Annotated in this window: 18 protein-coding genes; 11 read left to right on the top strand and 7 right to left on the bottom strand. The window is 71.9% G+C overall.

All coding sequences use genetic code 11. From position 1 onward, the window contains the following. Window positions 1–63 precede the first annotated feature (63 nt). Window positions 64–969 (top strand): RNA polymerase sigma-70 factor, encoded by a 906-nt coding sequence (locus tag AB0K10_RS26410; protein WP_363687930.1) that lies wholly within the window; start codon window positions 64–66, stop codon window positions 967–969. Window positions 970–983: 14 nt separating this feature from the next. On the opposite strand, the gene AB0K10_RS26405 is transcribed toward AB0K10_RS26410, so the two are convergent. Beyond that, window positions 984–1,250: a hypothetical protein gene (locus tag AB0K10_RS26405; RefSeq protein WP_363687744.1), complete on the bottom strand. Its 267-nt coding sequence runs from the start codon at window positions 1,248–1,250 to the stop codon at window positions 984–986. A gap of 321 nt (window positions 1,251–1,571) precedes the next feature. Here AB0K10_RS26405 and AB0K10_RS26400 point away from each other — a divergent pair, with 321 nt between their 5' ends. The 3 genes from AB0K10_RS26400 (at window position 1,572) to AB0K10_RS26390 (ending at window position 8,187) form a co-directional block, all read left to right on the top strand. Beyond that, complete coding sequence (locus AB0K10_RS26400) at window positions 1,572–1,775, top strand: winged helix-turn-helix domain-containing protein (RefSeq protein ID WP_363687929.1); 204 nt, start codon at window positions 1,572–1,574, stop codon at window positions 1,773–1,775. A gap of 590 nt (window positions 1,776–2,365) precedes the next feature. After that, entirely contained in the window at window positions 2,366–3,088 is a 723-nt protein-coding gene (locus tag AB0K10_RS26395) for a hypothetical protein (protein ID WP_363687742.1), read from the top strand. A gap of 113 nt (window positions 3,089–3,201) precedes the next feature. Then, a complete protein-coding gene (locus AB0K10_RS26390; protein WP_363687740.1) occupies window positions 3,202–8,187 on the top strand; it encodes a carbohydrate-binding protein in 4,986 nt (1,661 codons plus the stop codon). 141 nt (window positions 8,188–8,328) lie between these two features. Here the strand turns inward: AB0K10_RS26390 and AB0K10_RS26385 are convergent, their stop codons facing one another. After that, window positions 8,329–8,700, bottom strand: a complete 372-nt coding sequence (locus AB0K10_RS26385; protein ID WP_363687738.1) for a DUF4267 domain-containing protein — start codon at window positions 8,698–8,700, stop codon at window positions 8,329–8,331. Window positions 8,701–8,788: 88 nt separating this feature from the next. Between AB0K10_RS26385 and AB0K10_RS26380 the strand changes: the two genes are divergently transcribed. Then, entirely contained in the window at window positions 8,789–9,361 is a 573-nt protein-coding gene (locus AB0K10_RS26380; protein ID WP_363687736.1) for a TetR/AcrR family transcriptional regulator, read from the top strand. Window positions 9,362–9,476: 115 nt separating this feature from the next. Here AB0K10_RS26380 and AB0K10_RS26375 read toward each other — a convergent pair whose 3' ends face one another. After that, window positions 9,477–11,156: a DNA repair helicase XPB gene (locus AB0K10_RS26375; protein ID WP_007454807.1), complete on the bottom strand. Its 1,680-nt coding sequence runs from the start codon at window positions 11,154–11,156 to the stop codon at window positions 9,477–9,479. Between the two features lie 173 nt (window positions 11,157–11,329). Between AB0K10_RS26375 and AB0K10_RS26370 the strand changes: the two genes are divergently transcribed. Both AB0K10_RS26370 and AB0K10_RS26365 read left to right on the top strand, forming a co-directional pair. Continuing rightward, window positions 11,330–12,208 (top strand): L,D-transpeptidase family protein, encoded by an 879-nt coding sequence (locus AB0K10_RS26370; protein ID WP_363687734.1) that lies wholly within the window; start codon window positions 11,330–11,332, stop codon window positions 12,206–12,208. Between the two features lie 95 nt (window positions 12,209–12,303). Then, a complete protein-coding gene (locus tag AB0K10_RS26365; RefSeq protein WP_363687732.1) occupies window positions 12,304–12,540 on the top strand; it encodes a hypothetical protein in 237 nt (78 codons plus the stop codon). 54 nt (window positions 12,541–12,594) lie between these two features. Here the strand turns inward: AB0K10_RS26365 and AB0K10_RS26360 are convergent, their stop codons facing one another. After that, window positions 12,595–15,078, bottom strand: a complete 2,484-nt coding sequence (locus AB0K10_RS26360; RefSeq protein WP_363687730.1) for a helicase-associated domain-containing protein — start codon at window positions 15,076–15,078, stop codon at window positions 12,595–12,597. An 83-nt stretch (window positions 15,079–15,161) separates the two neighbouring features. On the opposite strand from AB0K10_RS26360, the gene AB0K10_RS26355 reads away from it, so the two are divergent. Both AB0K10_RS26355 and AB0K10_RS26350 read left to right on the top strand, forming a co-directional pair. Beyond that, a complete protein-coding gene (locus AB0K10_RS26355) occupies window positions 15,162–15,785 on the top strand; it encodes an HAD hydrolase-like protein (protein WP_363687728.1) in 624 nt (207 codons plus the stop codon). Between the two features lie 27 nt (window positions 15,786–15,812). After that, entirely contained in the window at window positions 15,813–16,199 is a 387-nt protein-coding gene (locus AB0K10_RS26350; protein WP_358096360.1) for a cold shock domain-containing protein, read from the top strand. Here the strand turns inward: AB0K10_RS26350 and AB0K10_RS26345 are convergent. Continuing rightward, window positions 16,160–16,990, bottom strand: a complete 831-nt coding sequence (locus tag AB0K10_RS26345) for a 1,4-dihydroxy-6-naphthoate synthase (protein ID WP_007454815.1) — start codon at window positions 16,988–16,990, stop codon at window positions 16,160–16,162. The genes AB0K10_RS26350 and AB0K10_RS26345 overlap by 40 nt on opposite strands. A gap of 775 nt (window positions 16,991–17,765) precedes the next feature. On the opposite strand from AB0K10_RS26345, the gene AB0K10_RS26340 reads away from it, so the two are divergent. Beyond that, complete coding sequence (locus tag AB0K10_RS26340; protein ID WP_363687726.1) at window positions 17,766–18,656, top strand: GNAT family N-acetyltransferase; 891 nt, start codon at window positions 17,766–17,768, stop codon at window positions 18,654–18,656. Between the two features lie 124 nt (window positions 18,657–18,780). Here AB0K10_RS26340 and AB0K10_RS26335 read toward each other — a convergent pair whose 3' ends face one another. After that, on the bottom strand, window positions 18,781–19,431 hold the full coding sequence (locus tag AB0K10_RS26335) for a futalosine hydrolase (RefSeq protein ID WP_363687724.1): 651 nt from the start codon (window positions 19,429–19,431) through the stop codon (window positions 18,781–18,783). Further along, window positions 19,428–21,026: an MFS transporter gene (locus AB0K10_RS26330; RefSeq protein WP_363687722.1), complete on the bottom strand. Its 1,599-nt coding sequence runs from the start codon at window positions 21,024–21,026 to the stop codon at window positions 19,428–19,430. The genes AB0K10_RS26335 and AB0K10_RS26330 overlap by 4 nt, the downstream gene beginning before the upstream one ends. Between AB0K10_RS26330 and AB0K10_RS26325 the strand changes: the two genes are divergently transcribed. After that, a complete protein-coding gene (locus AB0K10_RS26325) occupies window positions 21,025–21,954 on the top strand; it encodes a DUF3027 domain-containing protein (protein ID WP_363687720.1) in 930 nt (309 codons plus the stop codon). The genes AB0K10_RS26330 and AB0K10_RS26325 overlap by 2 nt on opposite strands. Window positions 21,955–21,968 lie beyond the last annotated feature (14 nt).

Raw genomic sequence — 21,968 nt, 5'->3', positions numbered from 1 at the left:
GGCCGGCTCCGGCATCTGGTGGGTGACGCAGTCGACAGCGAACAGGAGTTCACAGTGGTGGACATGCCGCAGACCGCAGCCGACGGCCGGCCGGACCGGGCCACCGAGGCTTTCCTCGCCCACCGCAACCTGCTCTTCACCGTCGCGTACGAGATGCTCGGCTCGGCCGCCGACGCGGAGGACGTACTCCAGGACACCTGGCTGCGGTGGGCGGGCGTCGACCTGGGCGCAGTCCACGACCAGCGCGCCTACCTGGTCCGCATCACCACCCGCCAGGCGCTCACCCGGCTGCGGACGCTCGGTCGCCGCAAGGAGTCCTACGTCGGATCCTGGCTGCCCGAGCCGTTGCTCACCGCGCCCGACGTGGCCGAGGACGTCGCGCTGGCCGACAGCGTCTCGATGGCCATGCTGCTGGTGCTGGAGACGCTCGCGCCGACCGAACGGGCGGTGTTCGTGCTGCGCGAGGTGTTCGACCTCGAGTACGACGAGATCGCCGAAGCCGTCGACAAGAGCCCCGCTGCCGTCCGCCAGATCGCGCACCGGGCACGGACACACGTCTCGGCCCGCAGGCCCCGCCAGGTCGTCTCCGCGGCGGAGGCCCGGCACGCGCTCGACGCGTTCCAGCGGGCGGTCGACATGGGCGATCTGCAGGGCCTGCTCGACATCCTCGCGCCGGATGTGGTGTTCCTCGGCGACGGTGGCGGGATCAAGCAGGCCGTCCCGCGGCCCATCCTCGGTGCCGACAAGGTGGCCCGCGCGCTGGCATCCGGTTGGGACAGGTCCCTGGGCAGCACGTCGTGGCGGTCGGCGCAGGTCAACGGCTACCCGGCGCTGGTCGTCCACCTCGACGGCGAGCTGGACACCGTCGTGGCCGTGCGCATCGAGGGCGGCCTCATCACGGGGATCTACGCTGTCCGCAATCCGGAGAAGCTGTCCCACATGCAGCGGGAGAACGTCCTGAGCCGCTGACGTCGGGCCCTTTCTCACGGTCGGTGCAGCCAGGGCGCGCTGGGCGAGCAGGGCACGGTGTGGTCGGCGGGCAGGGCACACCGGCCGCCGCCGGGCATTCGCCTGTCGCAGAAGACCCAGTGGCGTACGCCCTGCTGGTCCTCGGCCGACACGGTCACCCCGCCCGGCTCGATGCGGGCGCTGAGCCGGGCCAGCACCCGGGCGGCGGTCCGGGCGAGGATCCGGGCCCGGAGCAGGTCGGGTGCGGTGACCGGCAGGTGGATCACCCAACGCTCGGTCATCGGTAGCGGTGGTTCGCCGGCCGGGCGCTCTGCCAGGGCTTCTGGCTGGCTGCTTCCATCGGTTGTCTCTTGTCGCGTCGGCTCAGCAGCCGGCGGATCAGGTCGCCCATGAGGGACCGCCCTTCGTCGGGCCGCGTCGGAGTGGAGGGGGGCGGCCTCCGCCGGTTGCGGTCGGCGGAGACCGCCCCACCCTGCGACCGCCGCCTCGATCGGCGGTACGGCAGCAGGGCCGCGCCGGGGGAGCGCGGGTGTCGAAACGGCTGATCAATACTGGGTGGGCCAACCGACTGCAAGGGGCCCCAGGTGCCTATTCCGCCCACGATGGACGAGCTGCTCGACGCTCTCATGGGAAAGATCAAGGACGGGACGTACCCGCCTGGGTCGCAGCTTCCTTCCGGGCGGGCGCTGGCGGATGCGTACGACGTCTCGCAGTCGACGATCAGCCGGGCGGTGGCGAGGCTGCGCAAGCAGGGTGTGCTGGTTGGCCGCCCGGGTCGCGGCGTCTTCGTTGCGGAGTCCAGCTAGACGAGTAATTCCTAACCTTGGCTGGGGCGGCGGGCGCGGCCGGCGGCCGGCGGTGACCCTCGGTCACCTCCGTGGGGGTCGGATGCGGTCGTCAGCGGTATACCTCAGAGTCATATTCATACCTCTGAGGTATACCGCTCAACAGCACATCGACACGTCGGGCAGCCGCAGCGGATGGCCAGCGAGCCCCTCGCCGCAACCCCAGCCCCGTCTTGAGTGAGGGACCTAGTCGTCTAGCGCTGACCTTGCACTGGCTGGCGGCGAGTTGGTTCGCCCAGGTCGTTGCCGACCTAGCCAAGCAGGAGGCGGCCGACTGATTCGTTGACGCCATCAGCTCGACAGCGCGTGAGATACCTGCGCCGGCTGCTCATCAGTCGACCGTCGGGAGTTTCGAGCCGAGGACGTCAGCGCCGCCTGAGCGGTCGGGCAGACCGTGTTGCGGTAGAAAGCGCAGTTGATCAACTAACTGTTCATCCCCGCTGCGCCCGTTTCTCATCAAGCTCGCCTGGCGAGTTCGCCAACGGCCGGCAGGGTCACTGAACGGCCGCGCCCACCGGCGTGCCACAGCACCTGTAGACCGGAGCGCTGGCATGCCCTCAACCGCACCGTGGCCCCGCCGCGTCGTGATCGCGGTGGCGTTCGCAGTCACTCTGCTCGCCATGGCGGTTCCCGCCGGAGCACACCCGTACGGCTATCCGCAGACCGTGACCGTCGCGGCGGACGCGGCCCGCCCCGAGGTGGTCCACCTGCGATGGAAGGCGGGCGGTGTCGACGAACTGACCCTGCTCGGCGCCAAGCTCGGCCTGCTGCCGCAGGACCGCGTCCTGCTCGACGGCGCGATCTCCTTCCAGGCTTCGGACGCGACGGTGCTCGCCTCGTCCGCGCCGTTCACGAGCTACCTGCTCACGCAGATGACAGTCAGCAGCGACGGCCATGCCTGCGCCGGCACCGTCGACCCGCCGCGCGACCTCACCGGCTCCGGTGTGGACGTCGACTACACCTGCACGGGGCCGGTCGGCGCCGCCCGCGTCGAGGTCCGGATGTTGAGCGATCTCGACCAGGCGTACCAGACGGTGGCGACCGGCCCGCAGGGCCAGCGCCAGGTGTACGGCCCCGGCCGGTACGCCCATGACTGGGCGCTCGGCGACGTGCCCGCGGCGAGCGAGGCGAGCGTTGCCGACCACGACCACGACCGCGCGACCGCCTGGAAGGTCGCCGGGAGCGTCGGCCCCCTGCTGCTCGTCGCGGCCGTCGTCGCTCTGCTGCGACGTCAGGTACGTCGCCGGCGGCTCGCCCGCCCCCGACCGTCCTGAGACCGGCCACCCGCTCTGGCCCCCCTGCCCGCGGCGGTCGGCATTCCGGTGCTCGGCGTCGGCGGTTCCTCACACCCAACAAACTCGCACCCCGACGAAGGAGAAATCTCGCCATGACGCACGCACCACGTGCGCGTAGGAAGCGAACACGCGGACTCCTGTCCGCGGTGGCGCTCCTGCTCATCGCCGGACCGGCGACGACCCTCAGCCCCACCCTCGCAGGAGCGCAGACCGTCCCGACCAGCGGTAACGCGCCGCTGATCAGTTTGAGCGACGGGCAGAACGTCGAGGGTAAGGTCCCCGTCGTCGTCGAGCCGGTCACCGAGAACGACTCGGTCACCACCCTCGCCGTCGACGGCGACCGGATCGGCGCCGTCAAGACCGCCGGCACCGCCCACTTCGCCTTCGAGATGGGCGGCAACGGCACCGAGGCCCGCTACCGCAACTACATCACCGTCAACGGTCACACCGCCGAGGCCGACCGGGTGTACCTCCCGGACATCCCGGGCGGGCAGGTCGGCACCCTCGACTTCCCCGGTGACTGGTTGCAGCCCGGCACGAACACCGTCACCGTCCAGGCCGGAGCGAACTGGGTCGACACGACCACCAAGACCGTCGTCGGCTACGAGGAGTTGCCGAACGGCGAGGGTGGCCGCTGCCCCAACTACGACGACTACGCGTTGAGCAGCATCAGCCTCAGCCTGCTCGGCGTGGTCGCCGACGGCGAGCAGAACCTGTTCAGCTACAGCTTCGGCGACGGCACCTGCGGCAGCTCGGCGAAGCTGCTCAACCAGGCCCTGACCTTCGTCATCTCCGGCGAGCCGGGCAGCACGTCCGGCCTGCGCGCCGACCTGGACACCACGAAGCTGACAAACGGTACGCACACCGTCAGCGCGACCACCCTGTCGGGCGCGAAGACGTCCGTGACCGTCGACGTCAACAACGCGCCGGCCGGCGCGGCGGTCGTCACCCCCGGCGACGGTGCCCGTGTCCGTGGCACCCGGCCGGTGATCGCCGCGCTGCCCAGCGGCGGCAAGGACCACGTGGAGTCGCTGGCCATCGACGACAAGCCCGCCGAGAACGCGGAGGCGCTGGCCACCGGCACCGCAACCCTCGGCCTCCGGGTCGAGGCCGGCAACTCGATCGAGGCCCGCTACCAGAGCTACGCGCTTGTCAACGGCCACCGGGTCGACCTCGGCGGCGACTACGGCGCGGCCGGAGCCGAGGACGTCAGGCTGGCGTTCCCGAACCGGTTCCTGCACCTCGGTGACAACGTCGTCGAGGTCCGCACCGGCGACTACAACGGCACCCTGAACGGCGCGACTTGCGCCAACCACGACGACTTCACCCTCAACCGGGAGGCCACGAGCCTCACCCTGAGCACCGCGGGCACGGTGACGGCCGGCACCACGTACGTCGTCACCACCAGCGGCACGACGGTGACGAAGGCGGAGACGACCGCCGCCACGCTGGCGTTGGGCGACGGCACCTGCGCGGCCAACAGGGACGCCGAACTCCACTTCACCGTCGCGGGCGCGCCGACGACCCGTACGGTCGACACCCTCGGCAGCGGCGGCGACGCGCACCTGAAGATGTTCGTCGGCGGTAACGGCAGCGACAACGGGTACGACAACAAGGTGCTGATCAACGGCATCCCGCTGGAGATCGGCATGTGGGAGAAGGAGACCGCCGACCTCGCGTTCCCGAACGAGTGGCTGGTGCCGGGCGTCAACGCCGTGGAGTTCGTCGTGGGCAACGACCATGGCAGCGCCAAGCCGGGCGGCTGCGACAACTTCGACGACTACACGCTGCGGGACTTCCAGCTCCTGCCGACCGACGCGAAGGCGACCCTGCTGACCCGCTCGATCGCGCAGACGACTGTGACCATTGGTTCGGCGAGTTACCCCGCAGGTTCCCAGGTGACCACGTACCTCGGTGACGGCACCTGTGGCAGCAGCTACAACTCGGTGCTGACCAAGGTGGTCCTGTTCGACGTGACCGCGCCTGACGGCGCGGCGCTGCCGGCGCTGGGCATGCGTGCCGACGTGGACACGACGAAGATCGCGGACGGCGTCCACACCATCAAGGCGGTCGTCGGGGACAAGACCTCGACGCGGCGCTTCACCACCGACAACACCGCCCCGGAGGTCGAGAGCAGTGTGCCGGCGGCCGGGCAGCGGCTGACCTCGACAGTCGCGCTCAACGTCAAGATCAAGGACGCCTCCGGCGTGGTCGGTACGCCGGCCATCACCCTCGACGGCGCGGCCGTGAAGCAGGGCGACCAGATCGGCCACGGCCTGCCGGCCGGTGAGCACACCATCGCGCTGACGGCGACCGACGCGCTCGGCAACACCGCCACCCGCGAGGTGCGGTTCAGCAGCGCCAGCATCCCGGACGTTCCGACCGAGCTGAGCTCGACGGTCAAGAGCACCGATCCGCTCTCGGCCGAGCTGTCCGCCCGGATCCCCGGCGCCGAGGGCGTCGGGCTGACCGCCACCTTCACCAGGGCGGACGTGGTCCTGCCGACTGGCGGCTACCAGGGCGAGGCGGCCGACGTGCCGACCACGCTGGACGTGCAGCACGACAAGAGCGTGGACGTCGCCTCGCTGCGTCCGCTCGACGGGGCGACGATCGACACTCCGTCCAGCCGTGGGGTGATCTTCCAGCGGTACGACCTGCCGCTCGGCGCCACCAAGCAGGAGCCGACACTGCGCTGGTCCGGCACCATCGACCCGGCGCGAATCGTGGCGCTGCGGGCGTGGGATCCGGCCACCGGGAAGTGGGTCGTGCTCACCAGTTCGCGGGGGCAGGCCGGGCAGGACACCGTCCTGACCGCGCAGATCGAGGCCGGCTACCGCGACGGCGGTGTCGTGCACGTGCTTGTCACAGGCGAGGACCCGTTCGCCGACGACCTGTCGCCGCACGACGCGTCGGCGCAGAACGACAAGGACCGCTTCGAGGATCCCGCGTCGTACGACTTCTCGTTGGCGCACTTCACCGACACCCAGTACGTCACCGAGGGCGCGGCCGGCGGCACGTACGACGACTTCGACGGCAACGCCGAGCCCTCGGACGTCGAGACGGCCGAGGAGCAGGCGATCTGGTCTGCCGCGTACCGCGACCAGATGCAGTGGATCGCCGACAACGCGGCCAGCCGCAAGATCGCGTACGCGGCGCACACCGGCGACGTCATCGAGAACGACTACTACGACCCGCTGGCCAAGAACCCGGACGGCTCGCTGAAGCGGCCCGGTCTGCACGAGCAGGTCGAGAAGGAACTCGCAACGGCCTCGGGCTTCCAGAAGATCCTGGACGACAACGGCGTCGTCAACCAGGTCATCGCGGGCAACCACGACGACCAGTTGGGCGCCGAGACGGGCCCCACCTCCCGGTTCAGTCGGACCTTCAGCGCCGACCGGTACTACGGCACGGCGAAGGGCTGGCCGAAGGGCACCGAATACCACGCCTGGGACGAGAAGACGAACGCCGACGGCTCCGTCACGCCGGGCAGGGACAACCAGAACAACTACCTGCTGTTCTCCGCCGGTGGACTGGACTTTGTGGCGGTCGGCCTGTCGTACGGCGTCACGCCGGCCGAGGCCAAGTGGGCTGACTCGATCTTCAAGCGGTACAAGGACCGCAACGGGATCCTGCTCTCCCACGACTACCTGAAGCCGTCGCCCAACCCGGACGGTCGTGGCGCGGACTTCTCCGCACCGGACGGCTCGCCGCTGTTCAAGCAGGTCGTCGAGGTCAACCCGAACGTCTTCCTGGTCCTCGCCGGTCACGAGCACGGCGTCGGCACCAACCTGAAGTCGAAGATCGGTGTCACGGTCAGCCACGACGTGGTCGAGCTGCTCGCGGACTACCAGTTCTACACGGTGACAGCCGCCGAGCTGTGGCCGACGCGGGTCGCCCCGGACGGCACGATCGACGTCAACGGCGACGGCACCCCGGACCACAAGGCCACCGACCGGCTGCAGTTCGGGGCGAGCTTCCTGCGCCTGCTCCAGTTCGACGTGGACCGGGCCGAGATGCACATCGACACGTACTCGCCGTTCCTCAAGAACTTCGGGGCGACCGAGTACGACGTCCGCCAGGACGGCAGCCAGCCGAAGCCGCGCTACAACGGGTCCGAGGACAACCTGACCCTGCCGGTGGACCTGAGCACCCGCAAGACGTCGTTCACCACCGACTCGCTCGCCGCGTACGTGCCGTCCGGCACGATCGGCACCGACGAGGTGACCTCGAACGGCGTCGCCACGGCGACCTGGGACAAGCTGCTGCCGGGCACCTCGTACGGCTGGATCGTGTCGGCGAAGAGCGCCGACGGTGGCGAGGCGGTGGCCCAGCCGGCCGTGTTCACGATCGCCAAGCAGGTCCCGACGATGACCGTCACCGCCGCCCCGACCAACTGGGGCACCGCGGCGACGGTGACCGTGCGCGTCGCGGCCGGCGGCACGCCGGTAACCGGCGCGGTGGAGCTGCGCGAGGGTACGACAGTTCGCGGTTCGACCACGCTTACCAACGGGACCGCGACGTTCACCCTCCCGGTGGGCCTCGCGGGCGGCCAGCACACGCTTACCGCGTCGTACGCGGGCGACGCCCACCTCACGCCGGTGGAGGCCACCGCCGTATTGACGGTGAACCTGCCGGCGCAGTGGAGTTCGTCGACCGTCTACAACGACGGGGACCGGGTCACCTACCAGGGTCGGGTCTTCCGGGCCTCCTGGTACACGAAGAACCAGAAGCCGGGCGCCGATGCCAACGGCGCGTGGCAGGAAATCGCCATGACCGAGGACGGCACGGCGATCTGGACCGCGTCGCGGATCTTCAACTCGGGTGAGTTCGCCATGTACGACGGGAAGAAGTGGCGAGCCCAGTGGTACACCCGCAACCAGAAGCCGGGTGACCGCAACGGCTCCTGGGAGGAGATCGCCCCGACCCCACCGGACAACAGCCCGGCGGCCTGGACGCTCACCAAGGTCTACAACGCCGGTGACCGGGTGTCCTTCAAGGGCCACGTGTACGAGGCGAAGTGGTGGACGCGCGGCCAGGAGCCGGGCGACAAGTCCGGCCCCTGGAAGCTGATCAAGTAGTAGGTTCGCGTCAACACCGGCCCGGGACCGTAAGCGGTTCCGGGCCGGCGTGCGTGATCGACTCGGTTTCCGTGAAACCGGGGCATCGTCCCGCGTCGGATGCCGCGACTTCCTGGAAACCGAGTCGATCAGAACGTGCGGCTACAGGGCGAACAGGAGGACGGCGTCCAGGAGCACGACCACGGCGGTGGCGAAGTGGATGCCGAAGGCCACGGCCTTCGTTCCACCGTTGCGGAGCACGATGAGTGTGTCGCCCAGCGGGACGAGCGCCACGATCAGCATGAACCAGGCGACCGCGTCGGCCGTGGTGAAGGCGATCAGGGCGAGGCCGAGCAGGCCGTAGCTGAGATCGCGTACTCCCTTGACCGTGAGGTAGGCGGGGTCGCCGTCCGGTCGGGCCGGCACGCCGTACCCGGCGGCCGCGGCCTGGGGTACCAGCAGGAAGCGCGCGCCGATGAAGACGACGAAGAGGCTGAGCACGATGGCGAGCCCGTAGGCGAGGGGTGACAACATGATCCGCTCCAATTGCTAGCGCCGCTAGATGTGGGAGCGACGCTAGCAGAGCAACGACAGCAACGCTAGCGGTGCTAGAGTTTCGGTCATGTCGACTCAGACGCGCCGGGAGCGCGAGCGGGCGGAACGGGAACGGGCCATCATCGCCGCGGCTCGCGACCTGGCCCTGGCGGAAGGCTGGGACGCGGTGACCACCCGCCGGCTCGCCGCCGAGATCGAATACAGCCAGCCCGTCCTCTACAGCCACTTCAAGGGCAAGGACGCCATCATGGCGGCGGTCGCCGTCGAGGGCTTCGCCGAGCTGGCCGACGCACTGGCCACGGCGCGGGCCTCGGCCGCCAGTCCCCGGCAGGCGGTCGCGGACGTCGCGGCGGCGTACACCACCTTCGCCGAGCAGCGGCCCGCGCTCTACGACGCGATGTTCACCCTCGCCGTGGACCTGCCGTTCGCCAGCCAGGACGTTCCGACCGACCTGGCCCGGGGCTTCGCCGAGCTGGCCGACGCGGTGCGTCCGATCGCCGGTGACGACGACCTGGAGGCGGTCACCGAGACGTTCTGGAGCGGCCTGCACGGGCTGGTCACGCTGATGCGCAGCGGCCGACTCCGCCGCGAGGGCCACGGCCGGCGGCTCGCCGTCCTGGTGGACCGCTTCTCCCGCTGACCGCCGCCGGTCGGTACCCACGCATTGATCGACTCGGTTTCCCGGAAACCGCGGTATCAACCTGCTCCGGACACCGCGACTTCCTGAAAACCGAGTCGATCAAGGAGGCAACAACTCAGTCGAAGGTCGGGAGGGACGGGCCGAGGACGTCGTCGGCGTCCACGATCGTGTACGCGTAGCCCTGCTCGGCGAGGAAGCGCTGCCGGTGCGCCGCGTACTCCGTGTCGATCGTGTCGCGGGAGACCACCGTGTAGAAGTGCGCCTGCCGGCCGTCGGCCTTGGGCCGGAGCACCCGGCCCAGCCGCTGCGCCTCCTCCTGCCGCGACCCGAACGTGCCGGACACCTGGATCGCCACCGCCGCCTCGGGTAGGTCGATGGAGAAGTTGCCGACCTTGGAGATCACCAGGGTACGGATCTCCCCGGTACGGAACGCGTCGAAGAGCCGCTCCCGCTCCTTGTTCGTGGTCGAGCCCTGCACGATCGGCGCGTCGAGGTACTCGCCGATCTGGTGCAACTGGTCGATGTACGCGCCGATCACCAGCACCTGGTCATCCGGGTGCCTGTCCACGAGCGCCTTCACCACCGGCAGCTTCGTGCGGGCGGTCGCCGCCATCCGGTAGCGCTCCTCGGCCTCCGCCGTCGCGTACGACATGCGTTCCGCGTCGGTAAGCGTCACCCGGACCTCGACACACTCGGCCGGGGCGATCCAGCCCTGCGACTCGATGTCCTTCCACGGCGCGTCGTAGCGCTTCGGCCCGATCAGGCTGAACACGTCGCCCTCGCGGCCGTCCTCGCGTACCAGAGTCGCAGTGAGGCCCAGCCGACGGCGGGCCTGGAGGTCCGCGGTGAACCGGAAGATCGGCGCGGGCAGCAGGTGCACCTCGTCGTAGACGACCAGGCCCCAGTCGCGGGCGCCGAACAGATCCAGGTGGGTGAACGCGCCGCCGCGTCGCGAGGTGAGCACCTGGTACGTGGCGATGGTGACCGGGCGGATCTCCTTGCGCTCGCCCGAGTATTCGCCGATCTCCTCCTCGGTCAGGGACGTGCGGGCGATCAGCTCCCGCTTCCACTGCCGGCCGGCGACCGTGTTGGTGACCAGGATCAGGGTGGTCGCCTTCGCCTCGGCCATCGCCGCCGCACCGACAAGCGTCTTGCCGGCACCGCAGGGCAGCACCACCACACCCGACCCGCCCGCCCAGAACGCCTCGACGGCCTCCCGCTGGTACGACCGCAGCGTCCACGGCTTACGCCCGTCCTTGCCGGCCTCGGCCAGCTCGATCGGGTGCGCCTCACCGTCGACGTAACCGGCCAGGTCCTCCGCCGGCCAGCCCAACTTGAGCAGCGCCTGCTTGAGCCGGCCCCGCTCGGACGGGTGCACCCGGATCGTGTCGTCGTCGATCTTGTCGCCGAGCATCCCGGCGAGCTTCTTGCTCTTGGCCACCTCGATCAGCACCAGCCGGTCCAGCGCGCGCAGCACCAGCCCGTACGCCGGGTCGTTGGCGAGCTGGAGCCGGCCGTACCGGTCCATCGTGTCGGCCACATCCACCAGCAGCGCGTGCGGCACCGGGTACCGCGAGTACTTGATCAGCGAGTCGACCACGCCCTCGGCGTCGTGCCCCGCCGCCCGGGCGTTCCAGAGCCCGAGCGGGGTCAGCCGGTACGTGTGCACGTGCTCCGGAGAGCGCTCCAGCTCGGCGAAGGGAGCGATCGCCATCCGGCAGGCCTGCGCGTCGGGGTGGTCGATCTCCAGCAGCAGGGTCTTGTCCGACTGCACGATCAGGGGTCCACCACTCACGCCAGCGTCCTCTCCTCGGTTGGCCGTCCGGCCGGAACGGGTCGCATACCCGCCGCTGGCCGACCATCCAGTGTTGCACGGCGAAGAAGCTCCCAAGAAAGATGCGCACCGCGTGCAACCAGGACGGCACTCACGAACGTCTAGGAAAGGGACAACCGTCCAGGGGAGGTGCCATGAGGCGTGTCCGGAGCATTTCCCGGTTGGTTGCCCTGGCGGTGGTCGTGCTGGTCGGTGCCGGCGCGTGCACGTTCGATCCGCAGTCCGGCGGGAGTGGTGGCGGGGGAGCCGCCCCGGTCGGCGCAGCGGAACAGGCATCGGGGGCGAGCGGCACGTCCGGGCCGGACCAGCGCGGCCGGCCCACACCGGCCGCGCCCACAACGAAACCCACCCGGAAACCCACCCCGAAGCCGACCCGCACGGCTTCCACCCCGACCCCCGCCAGCAGTACGCCTACCGTCGCCGGCTGCCCCCAGGGCCAGCACCAGCGCGCCGTGGAGACGTACCTCGCGCGGCTGGGCGGGTTCGGTTCGGTGACCGTGGACGGGCGGCAGTCCGCCGCCGACTGCGCCGCCATCAAGAAGTTTCAGAAGAGGTACGGGATTCGCCCCGTCGAGGGACGCGCCGGACCGACCACCCTCGACGTGGCCCAGCGCCTCGCCACCACCGACACGACTCGCTGCAAGGCCGGCGCCGGCACCACCTTCTGCGTGGACCTCACCCGGCAGACCGTCTGGGCCCTCCGGGGCGGCAAGGTGGTCCTCGGGCCGACGGTGACCCGCACCGGCATGTCCGGCTACCGCACCCCGTCCGGCACCTACACGGTCAACTACCGCAACCCCAAGGAGTGGTCCAACCCGTACGAGGTGTGGTTGCCCTACTGGCAGCACTTCACCCAGGGCATGGGGTTCCACGAGACCACCACCTACCTGCACGACAAGTCGATCGGCTCGCACGGCTGCGTCAACCTGCTGCACGCCGACGCCGTCCGGATGTGGGAGCTGGGCAAGGTCGGCACCCGGGTGGTGCTGATCGGCCGCCGCCCCGGCACCTGAACATCCCGCCCGACTCGGGGTTTATCCCCTGTCACACGCGTCCCGGTAGTGACACTCTTGGGAGTCCAGGGCCGCACCGGGCGGGGAGGCTGGGCATGACTGTCGACCGTGACGTGATCGCAGAGCATGAACAGGCGCCACCCGACGAGGTGTCCCGCGCGACAGTGGTCGCGTACGCCCTCGCGGCGGCGCTCCTCGTCGGATGGTTCCTCTTCGGCTGGCTGGTGCTGCGTCAGGGCTTCGTCGACTCGGTCGGTGAGTCCGCCGGCGCCGGCTTTGCCCTGTTGCTTGTCGTCTCGGTGGTCGGCACCTTCCGGCGCAGCCGCCGCTGACCGAGCGACCAACCGCCGCTGACCGAGCACGGCCGGCGGCGGCGGTGCCCCTGCTCAGTCCGCCAGCACCGCCGCCGTGATCCGGTGCAGTGCGAAGGTGTGCAGCATCTCGGTCCGCTCGTCCTCGGCCCGCAGATAGCCCGCGCCGATCGACACCGGCTTGACCAGCCGAGACGCGGTCGCCCCGTGGGCGTCGACATACCCGACCCAGACCAGCGCCTTGTCGCGGACAGCCTGCTGAAGCACCGCCAGGGCCTCGGTGTGGGTGTGCGCGGGCACCGGGCCTCCGCCCAGCCCCGCCGCCCCGCCCCGGACGACCGCCGGCGCCCGCCGGGCCGCCCGCGCCGCCGCGTCGCCGCGCCGGATGTGCTCCACCACCCCGAGCAGCCGGGGCATCGGCAGCTTCGGCGCGGCCAGCGGGTCCAGCGTCCGGGTGGTCACCGGTACCCGCGCCGGAGCACGCCGGATCCGTGGCCGGGACAGCATCGTGCCGCCCGTGCCGTCCTCCTGCACCGGGGCGTACCCGGCGTCCCGCAGCGCGACAAGCATCCGGCTGACCTGGTAGGGGGTGCTCAGCACGGTCGGCGCGAGCCGGCGCAACGTCAACGGCTCCAGCCGACGGTCCGCCAGCACCTCGGTGAGCAGCGCCTCGTCGTCGCTGCGCAGGTACGCCCCGGCCGCTCCGACCCGCAACCCGCCGTGCTTACGAGCCACGTCGTCCACCAGGTAGCTGAGCCCCTGTGGCACCGGGGTGCGCGACCGGCGCCGGAACAGCTCGTGCAGGTCGTCGGCCGTGTAACCGGCGTCCAGTGCCCGCCGCACGCTCGCCGTGGTGACCCGGTGCACACTCGCCCCGCCGGCCGACTCGGGTTCGGTAGTCGCCTCCAGTTCGGCGGCGAGCCCCGGCTCCGGCGGCCCGGGCACCACAACTGTCAGGTCGGCCTGCACCAGGAAGTGGTCGACCGGGGCGGGCAGCAACGCGTCCAAGGCCCGCGCGGCACTCGACGGGTCGCCGCTCTCCGCGTCCACGTGCAACCCCAGCGGGTCGCCGTCCGGCTCATCGGCCGACGTCAGCTCGCCCAGCAACAACCGCCCGTACGAGGTGAGCGCCCCCAGGCCTGTCACACCGAGCTGCGTCGCCTCGGCCAGCACCTCCCGATGGGCGGCCTCCCGACCCCGGCTGCGCCGCGGCGCCCGCCAGTCCAGCAGGGCCTGCACCTCCTCCGAGGTGGGCGCGGTCGCCGGTTCCAGGTCGGCGAGCACCCCGAGCACCGCCCGCCGGGTGGCCGGTGCGCCGGCACGCTCGGCCTCGGCGGAGAGCGCGGTGATCGGCCGGTCCCGGTCGTCACGCCGGCCGACCAGGCCGACCTGCCGGGTCATCGTCAGCCAGGCGCGAGCCAGGTGCTCCCACCGCTGGGCCAGCGAGGCGGCACGCCACACCTCGTATCCACCGGTCGGCAGCACCTGCTGATCCGCGCCGTACCGGCCGGTCGCCGAACCGGACAACTCCAGCTCACCGGCGAGCCCCGCCGCGTACGCCACCTCGAGCAGCAGGGCGGTTGTCGGCTCGTCCAGCCCGGCGGTACGCGCCAGTCGGCGCAGGTCCCGAACGCCGATGCCACCCGACCGCAGCACCGGCGCGGGTTCGGCGGCCAGCTGCTCCAGCAACCCCTCGGTGTGCCGTACCGCCTCCATGGTCTGGCCGGCGCCGGCCGAGTCGACGGCCTTCGGCTCACGTGGGGCGGCGGCCACCGGCGGGGGACTGCTGCGCAACGGCCCGAGCGGGCCGCTGTCGCGGCGCAGCAGCAGGCCCACCTCGCGGGGCAGCTCCACCGTGCCGCTGGCCGTCGACGAGCCGGAGGAGATGGGGACCAGCAGCCTGTTGTCGACCAGCCAGCGCACCGGTGAGCCGGTCGGCGCGCCACCGTTTGTCGGGTCGGCGAGTACGGCGTCCTGCGTGCCGATCGGCGGCGCCTGCAACGCGCCCGGGGGCACGCTGCCGACGGGTGGTCCGGCCGCCAACCGGTCCAGGATCGCCCGGGCCGACGGGGGCGCGGCGAGCAGCGTCCGGCGCAGCTTCGCCGGGTCCGCGCAGAGCGCGGCCGTGCGCGGGTCCAGGTCCGCGGCCGGTCGGCCGAGACCGGCGGGGTACGGGGTCGCCTCGTCGACGGCGCCCGCCACGTGCATCGCGTGCTCCGGGCCGTACAGCAGGAATAGCGCCCGTAGCCGGCCCACGGCGGCCCGGACGGCGGTCGGTGCCGGCGGGTGCGGCCCGGCGGTCGCCATGGCGAGCACCGCGTCGGTGGCCGTCGTGCCCTCGTCCGGGTGTCGGGTGAGCCGGGCGGCGTCGAGGATCAGAAGGGTGAACTGGTCCAGTCCGTCCAGGGCGCGGGCTACCGAGACCCGGGACTGGGCGCGGATGGCCAGGGCGGAGACATCGGCGGGCACGGGCACGACGAGGTCCGGCCGGAGCTGGAGGAGCGCGGCCAGCGACTCGTCGGGCAGCGACCGCAGGTGGTCGGCGAGTGAGGTGGTCATCGTCTTTCCACGCTAGCCCGGGGTGGGGCTGTCGCGCCCCTCGGACGTCCGGCCGGTTGGGGGTCACCGGTACGTTTCTCGACATGCCCGCACTGACCGTCGGATTCGACCTCGACATGACCCTGGTGGATTCCCGTCCCGGCATCGCCGCCGCGTACCGGGCGTTGACCGCGAGGACCGGTGTGCCTGTCGACGCCGAGCTGGCGGTGTCCCGGCTCGGCCCGCCGCTGCGCACCGAGATCGCGCACTGGTTCCCGCCGGAGCAGGTCGAGTCGGCCGTGCTGACGTACCGCGAGCTGTACCCGGCGTACGCGATCACCCCGACGCTTCCGCTGCCCGGGGCGCGGGAGGCCGTCGACGCGGTCCGCGCGCGGGGCGGCCGTGTGCTTGTCGTCACGTCCAAGATCGGCCGGCTGGCCCGGCTGCATCTGGAGCACCTCGGTCTCACGGTCGACGAGCTGGCCGGTGACCTGTTCGCCGAGCAGAAGGCGACAGCCCTGCGGGAGCACGGCGCGACCCACTACGTCGGTGATCACGTGGCGGACATGGTGGCGGCGGGCGCGGCGGGGGTGCCGGGAATCGCTGTCGCGACCGGGCCGTGCTCCCCGGATGAGCTGCGGGACGCTGGCGCGGCAGTGGTGCTGGACGATCTCACCGGATTCCCAGCGGCGCTCGACGGCTTGATCCAGCTAGCCTGGGAGCAGTAGCGGCTCAAGTGAAGCAGGGGTTTTCAGGTGCCTACGGGTCGAGTGAAGTGGTACGACACGGCCAAGGGATACGGCTTCGTCACGAGTGACGAGGGCGGCGACGTGTTTCTGCCCAAGGCCGCGTTGCCGGCGGGCGTCACCGACCTCAAGGGTGGTCAGCGGGTCGACTTCAGCGTGGTCGACAGCCGCCGGGGCGCACAGGCCATGGGCGTCAAGCTGCTGGATGCGCCGCCGTCGATGGCGGAGCTGCGACGTCGGCCGGCCGAGGAGCTGCACGGCCTGGTCGAAGACATGATCAAGGTGCTGGAGGCGAAGGTCCAGCCGGACCTGCGTCGGGGCCGGTACCCGGACAAGAAGGCGGCGCAGAAGATCGCTCAGCTGGTCCACGCGGTGGCCCGCGAGCTGGAGGTCTGAGGCACCAGTCCGGCGGTGGCGGCGCGATCGAGGAGCGCCGTCACCGCGGCGAAGCCGGCCTCGCCCAGGTCGGCGGTGAACTCGTTGACGTAGAGGCCGATGTGCCGGTCCACCACGTCGAGTTCCATCTCCTGGGCGTGCGCGAGGACGTACTCCCGGCTGACCGTCGGGTCCGCCCAGGCCTGCCGGACCGACTCGCGGATCCAACCGGCCGCGGCCACCGGGTCGACCGCGCCGCGCCGGGCCAGGATCGCGCCGAGGGGGATGGGCAGCCCGGTGTCGGCCTCCCACCACTCGCCGAGGTCGACGAGCGCGGTGAGCCCGTGCCGGTGATAGGTGAACCGGGCCTCGTGGATGACCAGCCCGGCATCGTAGCGACCAGCCGCGACGCCCGGCATGATCTCGTGGAACGGAACCACCTCGATCCGGGCCGGTGGCTGTCCGGCCGACCAGAGCCGGAACAGCAGGTACGCGGTCGTCCGATCGCCGGGCACCGCCACTGTGGCGCCGGCCAGGTCCGCGCGGTCACCCTTGGTGAGGACCAGCGGCCCACACCCGCGACCGAGCGCGCCCCCGCAGGGCAGCAGGTGGTAGTCGTCGAGCAGCCAGGGCAGCGCCGCGTAGCTCACCTTCACCAGGTCGAACGCACCCCGCTCGGCAGCAGTGTTGGTGACGTCCACGTCGGCGTACGTCACCTCGACGGGCGGCGCGCCGGGCACTCGCCCGTGCACCAGGGCGTCGAAGACGAACGTGTCGTTGGGGCAGGGCGAGATCGCCAGGGAGAGCGCCACACCCTCACGTTAGCCCCACCCCTGCGCACCCGGCCGGCGCGGTCCGGCCCTGTGACGCCGCCCGCTGAACAGGGCCCGAAGCCTGCGCGCCAGCGCGCCTGCACGGTGCCTGCGCGCCTGCCCGACGACTGCCCGACGCCTGTGCGCCAGCGCGCCTGCACGGTGCCTGCGCGCCTGCCAGCGCGCCTGCCCGACGCCTGTGCGCCAGCGCGCCTGCACGGTGCCAGCGCGCCTGCCAGCGCGCCTGCCCGACGCCTGCGCGCCAGCGCGCCTGCACGGCGCCTGCGCGCCAGCCTGCCCCTTGGATGCAGCCCCGTCGAGGTGCAGCCGCCCGGAGTGCTGGGGCATTGCGCCTCCTGTAGAGCTGCCCCATTGGTGGGGCACGGTGCCAGTGACGGCGGGCGGGGTGAACGACGGCGTTGTGTTACCGGCGCTGGTGCGGTGGGCGTCGGCGGTGGTGCGGTGATGGTCGGTGGGTTGGTGTGGTGGGCGTCGGTGACCGGCGTTGTCTGCTCCGGGGTTCTCGGGTTGTCGATGCGCAGGCCGGGCCGAGGGGCGCTACCGGACGCGTCTCCGGCCTCCGGCGTGTACGCCCCGGGGTGAGGGTTGACCGGTTCGGGCTCGATGAGGAGCGGACGACTCGCCCCATTGATGGGGCAGCTCTACAGGCGCTCAGCAATGGGACCCACACAGCGAGGCGGTGTTATCAACAGGGTTATCCACAGGTGGATGACACCCTGTTGACGACGCGGGGCTGAATGAAAACCATGGATGGGTGGCTACCGGCAGAGGTGTGATCGACCTGGGGGAGGCCCTACGGGAACTTCGCCGGTGTGCCGACCTGAGTCAGCGCGAGTTGGCCGAGCGGTCCGGGGTGCCGAAGAGCACGTTGGCTCGCATTGAGGCGGGGCAGGACCCCCGACCGGCGTTCCGGACGGTGGAGCGGTTGGTCAGCGCGGCCGGGGGCGAGGTGGTCCTCGGGCAGCCGCCGCCCGCGCTCGACGAGGAGCCTCCGGCCGAGCCGCCGGCCGAGCCGCCGGCCGAGCCGCCGGCCGAGCCGCCGGCCGAGCCGCCGGCCGAGCCGCCGGCCGAGCCGCCGGAAGAACTGCGGGACGAGGCCGGTCGTCGGTACCCCGCGCACCTCGACGTGCGTCGGGTCCGGACCCTCAAGGACTGGCCGGCCGCCTGGTGGGTGCACTCGTACACGCTCCCGGAGCGCATGTGGCCGGTCCGCGTTCCCGAACTGACCTACGACCTGGACCGGGCTCGGCGGGACGAGCGGCGACGGCGGAGTTGGACGCGCGCCCGGGTGCGGTTTCGACGAGCGTCCGAAGGGCTGCCGGCCACGTCCTGGCGGCTTCTCGCCGAGGTGCCCGGAGCCGGGCCGGTCGGTGAGCTGAGGGCGCACGAGCGGAGCGTGGATCTTCTCCTGGGCGAGGATTGGGGCGACCAGCGTGAGCTGGTGTTGGAGGGCGTCATCGTGGCGCCCGGCCTGCGGACTCTGGGCATCGGGCGGGGTCTCATCGAGCTGTTGGCCAAGGAGATGGCTGCGGCCGGACTGCGGGCCGTCCACGCGATCGCCGAGGCCGGCGACGTGCAGTTTCTGCTGGCCTGCGGGTTCGAGCTGCAGGCAAGTCGGCCGTCGGCGCTAATGCTGGAAGTCTGAAGGTCGCTCCCCGACGTGGCCGCCTGCGTGCGGATCGCTGCCGGGCCGTGGCTCGACGCAGCGCCGAGCCGCTGTGGTCACCGCGGCGCCAAGGTTGCTCAGCGCAGTTCGGCCAGCCGCACGGTCAGCGCAGCGCCGGAGCCGCTGTGGTCAGCGCGGTGAGGGCCTCGCGCAGCCGCCAGGCGTTGCGGTCGCGAGGGCCGATCGGGTTGGAGATGGTGCGCAACTCGGCGAAGGGCACCCCGGCCTGCGCGGCGGCGACAGCGACTCCGTACCCCTCCATGGCCTCGGCGACCGCCTCCGGATGCCGGCGGCGCAGCTCGTCGGTGCTGGCGGCGGTGCCGGTGACCGTGCTGACGGTGAGCACCGGGCCGGTCGTCGCCGCCGGCAGGGCCGCCCGCAGCGCCGCGAGCAGGCCCGGGTCCGCGGGTATGACGCTGCCACCCCCGAGCAGCGCGGGTGGCATGCCCAGCTCGTCGACAGCGATGAAGCCGTCGGGCGACTCGGCGCCCAGGTCGGCGGCGATGCTCGCGGTGCCGAGCACCGTGTCGCCGACGCCGGCCCGCCCGGTGAAGCCGCCGGCCACGCCGGCGCTGACCACCGCGCGGTACGGGCGGCCGGCCGCCTCGGCCAGGGCCAGCAGCCGTGCGGTGGCGGCGCCCGCGACGGCCGGGCCCACCCCGATCGGGGCGACGGTGACGCTGGCGTCGGTCAGGCCGGCGCGTACGGCGTCCGCCTCGGCCGGCACCGCGGTCACCACCAGCAGGCCGGTCACGAGAGCGAGCCGGGGGACTCCCGGCGGGTCTCGTCGTCCGCTCCGCCGCCCGGGCCGCCGACCGACGAGGAGGGGCGGTAGATGTGGTAGCCCGGGGGTGCGAGCCCCGGCTCGTCGTGCTGCGACGAGCTGGCCTGGGCGGGTGCCGGCGAGGTGGGCGCGACGTCTGGAGGCTCGGCCACCGGCTCGTCCTCGGCCAGTTCGTCGTCGCCCAGCGGCCGGCCGGCGAGCTTCTCGGCGCGCAGCCGGGCGGCGACAAGCACCCCCCGGACGGCGGCCAGGATGCCCACGCCGGCGGCGACCGCGATGCCGGTGCGGCCGTCGAACGGGACCAGCCCGAGCCCGCCGCCGACGACGAAGGCGAGCATCAGGACCGTCTCGGAGTGGGCGAAGGAGCTGGCCCGCAGCCGCTCCGGGATGCGCTCCTGGATCGAGGCGTCCACGGCGAGTTTGGCCACCCCACTGACCAGCGCGGTGACCAGACAGAGCAGGGCCACCATCAGCAGCGAGAACTGGATGACGGCGAGCACCCCCACCCCCGCCACGATGATCATGCTGCTGGACTGGATGGCGGTCGGCCGGTGGATGCGCAGGCGGGTGCCGACTGCGGTCGCCAGGAAGCTGCCGACGGCCAGCGCGCCGCCGATCAGCCCCAGCGCCCACTCCGCGCCCAGGTCCCGGCCGAACACGCCGGTGGTCAGGTCACCCTTCTTGATGGCGAAGGCGAGGAACAGCAGCAGGAAGCCGTACACGGCGCGCAGGGTCGCGGCGCCGATCAGGGTGGCGATCACCAGTCGCCCGGCCGGTCGGCCCCGGCCCAGCGGCCGGTCTTTACGGCGGCCCAGCACGCGCAGCGCGCGGGGCACCCGCTCCGGCGGCTCCGAGTCCGCCTTCGGCGGCAGCCGCAGGGAGATCACCATGCCGATCAGGAAGATCACCGACGCGACGCGCAGCGGCCACTGCGGCCCGAACCAGAAGGCCGCCAACCCGATCGGCGCGACGAGCGCACCCGCCACCGTGCCGTAGACGCTGGCCCGTGCGCCCACCTGGGAGAGGCCCAGCCCTTCCGGCAGCAGCCGGGGCACCGCCGCGGACCGGGCCACGCCGTAGGCACGCGACAGCGCGAGCACACCGAACGCGGCCGGATAGAGCCCGAAGCCGTGGATGTAGTCGGAGATCAGCCAGGCCAGGAACGCCCGGCCGAGCATGGTGGCGGCCAGCGCGTACCGCCGGCCGTGCCGGAAGTGGTCCAGCAGCGGGCCCACCACGGGGGCGAGCATCGCGAACGGCACCATGGTCACCAGCAGATAGAGCGCGACCTTGCTGCGGGCCTCACCAAGCGGCACGTTGAAGAAGATCGTCCCGGCCAGGCCGATGGCGATGAGCGTGTCACCGGCGCAGGAGACGGCGTGCAGGTCGAACAGGCGGATCATGCCGACCTCGCCGCCGGCGCCCCGGGTCCGGGCCCGGCCGGCCCGGCGGGTCACCCAGCGGCCGCCGCCCACCGAACCACGCAGGAGCAGGCGAACGGCCCGAATGCCGGTGCCGACGGTCCGCCCGAGGACGGATCGCCCGGAGCGGGAGTACGACGGCATGTGCACCATCCTCGCCCATCTGATCCAGGTACGCCGCACCACTGCGGTGAAAGGTTCCCCGGGAGTCCCTGTCACCCCTGCGGGGAGCATGGGGAACAATGGTCGGGTGACCAGGCCCGTCTCCACCCGTGCCGCCCGTCTCGACCAGGTCTGCGCCGCCGCCGTCGAGGTGGCCCGCGCTGGCATCACCGAGGTGGACGCCGACGACGTCGGCGACCACCTGCAGGTCGTGGCCGAGGGTGAACGGCTGGTCACCCACTACTTCGAGTGCCTCCTCGCCGGCTATCGCGGCTGGCGGTGGGCGGTGACCGTCACCCGCGTGGCGCGCAGCAAGACGGTGACCATCTGCGAGACGGTGCTGCTGCCCGGCCCGGACGCGCTGCTCGCGCCCGGCTGGCTGCCCTGGCAGGAGCGGCTCAAGCCGGGTGACCTCGGCCCTGGTGACCTGCTGCCGACCTCCCCGGAGGACGAGCGGTTGGCCCCCGGCTACCTGCTCTCCGACGACCCGGCGGTCGAGGAGACGGCCTGGGAGCTGGGTCTCGGTCGGGCCCGGGTGCTCTCCCGGGAGGGGCGCGCCGACGCGGCACAGCGCTGGTACGACGGCGACCACGGCCCCACGGCGCCCATCTCCACCGCCGCCCCGGCCGCCGCCCGCTGCGGCACCTGCGGCTTCTACCTGCCGCTGGCCGGCTCGCTGCGGCAGGCGTTCGGCGCCTGCGGCAACTTCTACGCCCCGGACGACGGCCGGGTGGTCAGCGCCGACCACGGTTGCGGCGCCCACTCCGAGACGCTGATCGAGGCCGCCGAGACCGCGGTGGAGGATCTTCCGACGGTGTACGACGACAGTGCGGTGGAGGCCATGTCGGTGAGCCGTGCCCCGGGTTCGGTGGAGGCGGCCGAGCCGGCGGAGCCGTACGGGCACCCCTGAGCGTTCGCGCCGGC

This window comes from Micromonospora sp. NPDC049274 (genome assembly GCF_040678875.1).
GTDB lineage: Bacteria > Actinomycetota > Actinomycetes > Mycobacteriales > Micromonosporaceae > Micromonospora.
The sequence above is the reverse complement of the archived record's forward strand: the minus strand, read 5'-3'. Positions and strand labels throughout refer to the sequence as shown.

Coding starts and splice junctions, on each gene's coding strand:
- AB0K10_RS26365 (WP_363687732.1), top strand. CDS start 12,304: ATGACTGTCGACCGTGACGTGATCGCAGAGCATGAACAGGCGCCACCC.
- AB0K10_RS26355 (WP_363687728.1), top strand. CDS start 15,162: ATGCCCGCACTGACCGTCGGATTCGACCTCGACATGACCCTGGTGGAT.
- AB0K10_RS26410 (WP_363687930.1), top strand. CDS start 64: ATGCCGCAGACCGCAGCCGACGGCCGGCCGGACCGGGCCACCGAGGCT.
- AB0K10_RS26405 (WP_363687744.1), bottom strand. CDS start 1,250: ATGACCGAGCGTTGGGTGATCCACCTGCCGGTCACCGCACCCGACCTG.
- AB0K10_RS26360 (WP_363687730.1), bottom strand. CDS start 15,078: ATGACCACCTCACTCGCCGACCACCTGCGGTCGCTGCCCGACGAGTCG.
- AB0K10_RS26385 (WP_363687738.1), bottom strand. CDS start 8,700: ATGTTGTCACCCCTCGCCTACGGGCTCGCCATCGTGCTCAGCCTCTTC.
- AB0K10_RS26370 (WP_363687734.1), top strand. CDS start 11,330: ATGAGGCGTGTCCGGAGCATTTCCCGGTTGGTTGCCCTGGCGGTGGTC.
- AB0K10_RS26390 (WP_363687740.1), top strand. CDS start 3,202: ATGACGCACGCACCACGTGCGCGTAGGAAGCGAACACGCGGACTCCTG.
- AB0K10_RS26380 (WP_363687736.1), top strand. CDS start 8,789: ATGTCGACTCAGACGCGCCGGGAGCGCGAGCGGGCGGAACGGGAACGG.
- AB0K10_RS26330 (WP_363687722.1), bottom strand. CDS start 21,026: ATGCCGTCGTACTCCCGCTCCGGGCGATCCGTCCTCGGGCGGACCGTC.
- AB0K10_RS26325 (WP_363687720.1), top strand. CDS start 21,025: ATGTGCACCATCCTCGCCCATCTGATCCAGGTACGCCGCACCACTGCG.
- AB0K10_RS26395 (WP_363687742.1), top strand. CDS start 2,366: ATGCCCTCAACCGCACCGTGGCCCCGCCGCGTCGTGATCGCGGTGGCG.
- AB0K10_RS26400 (WP_363687929.1), top strand. CDS start 1,572: ATGGACGAGCTGCTCGACGCTCTCATGGGAAAGATCAAGGACGGGACG.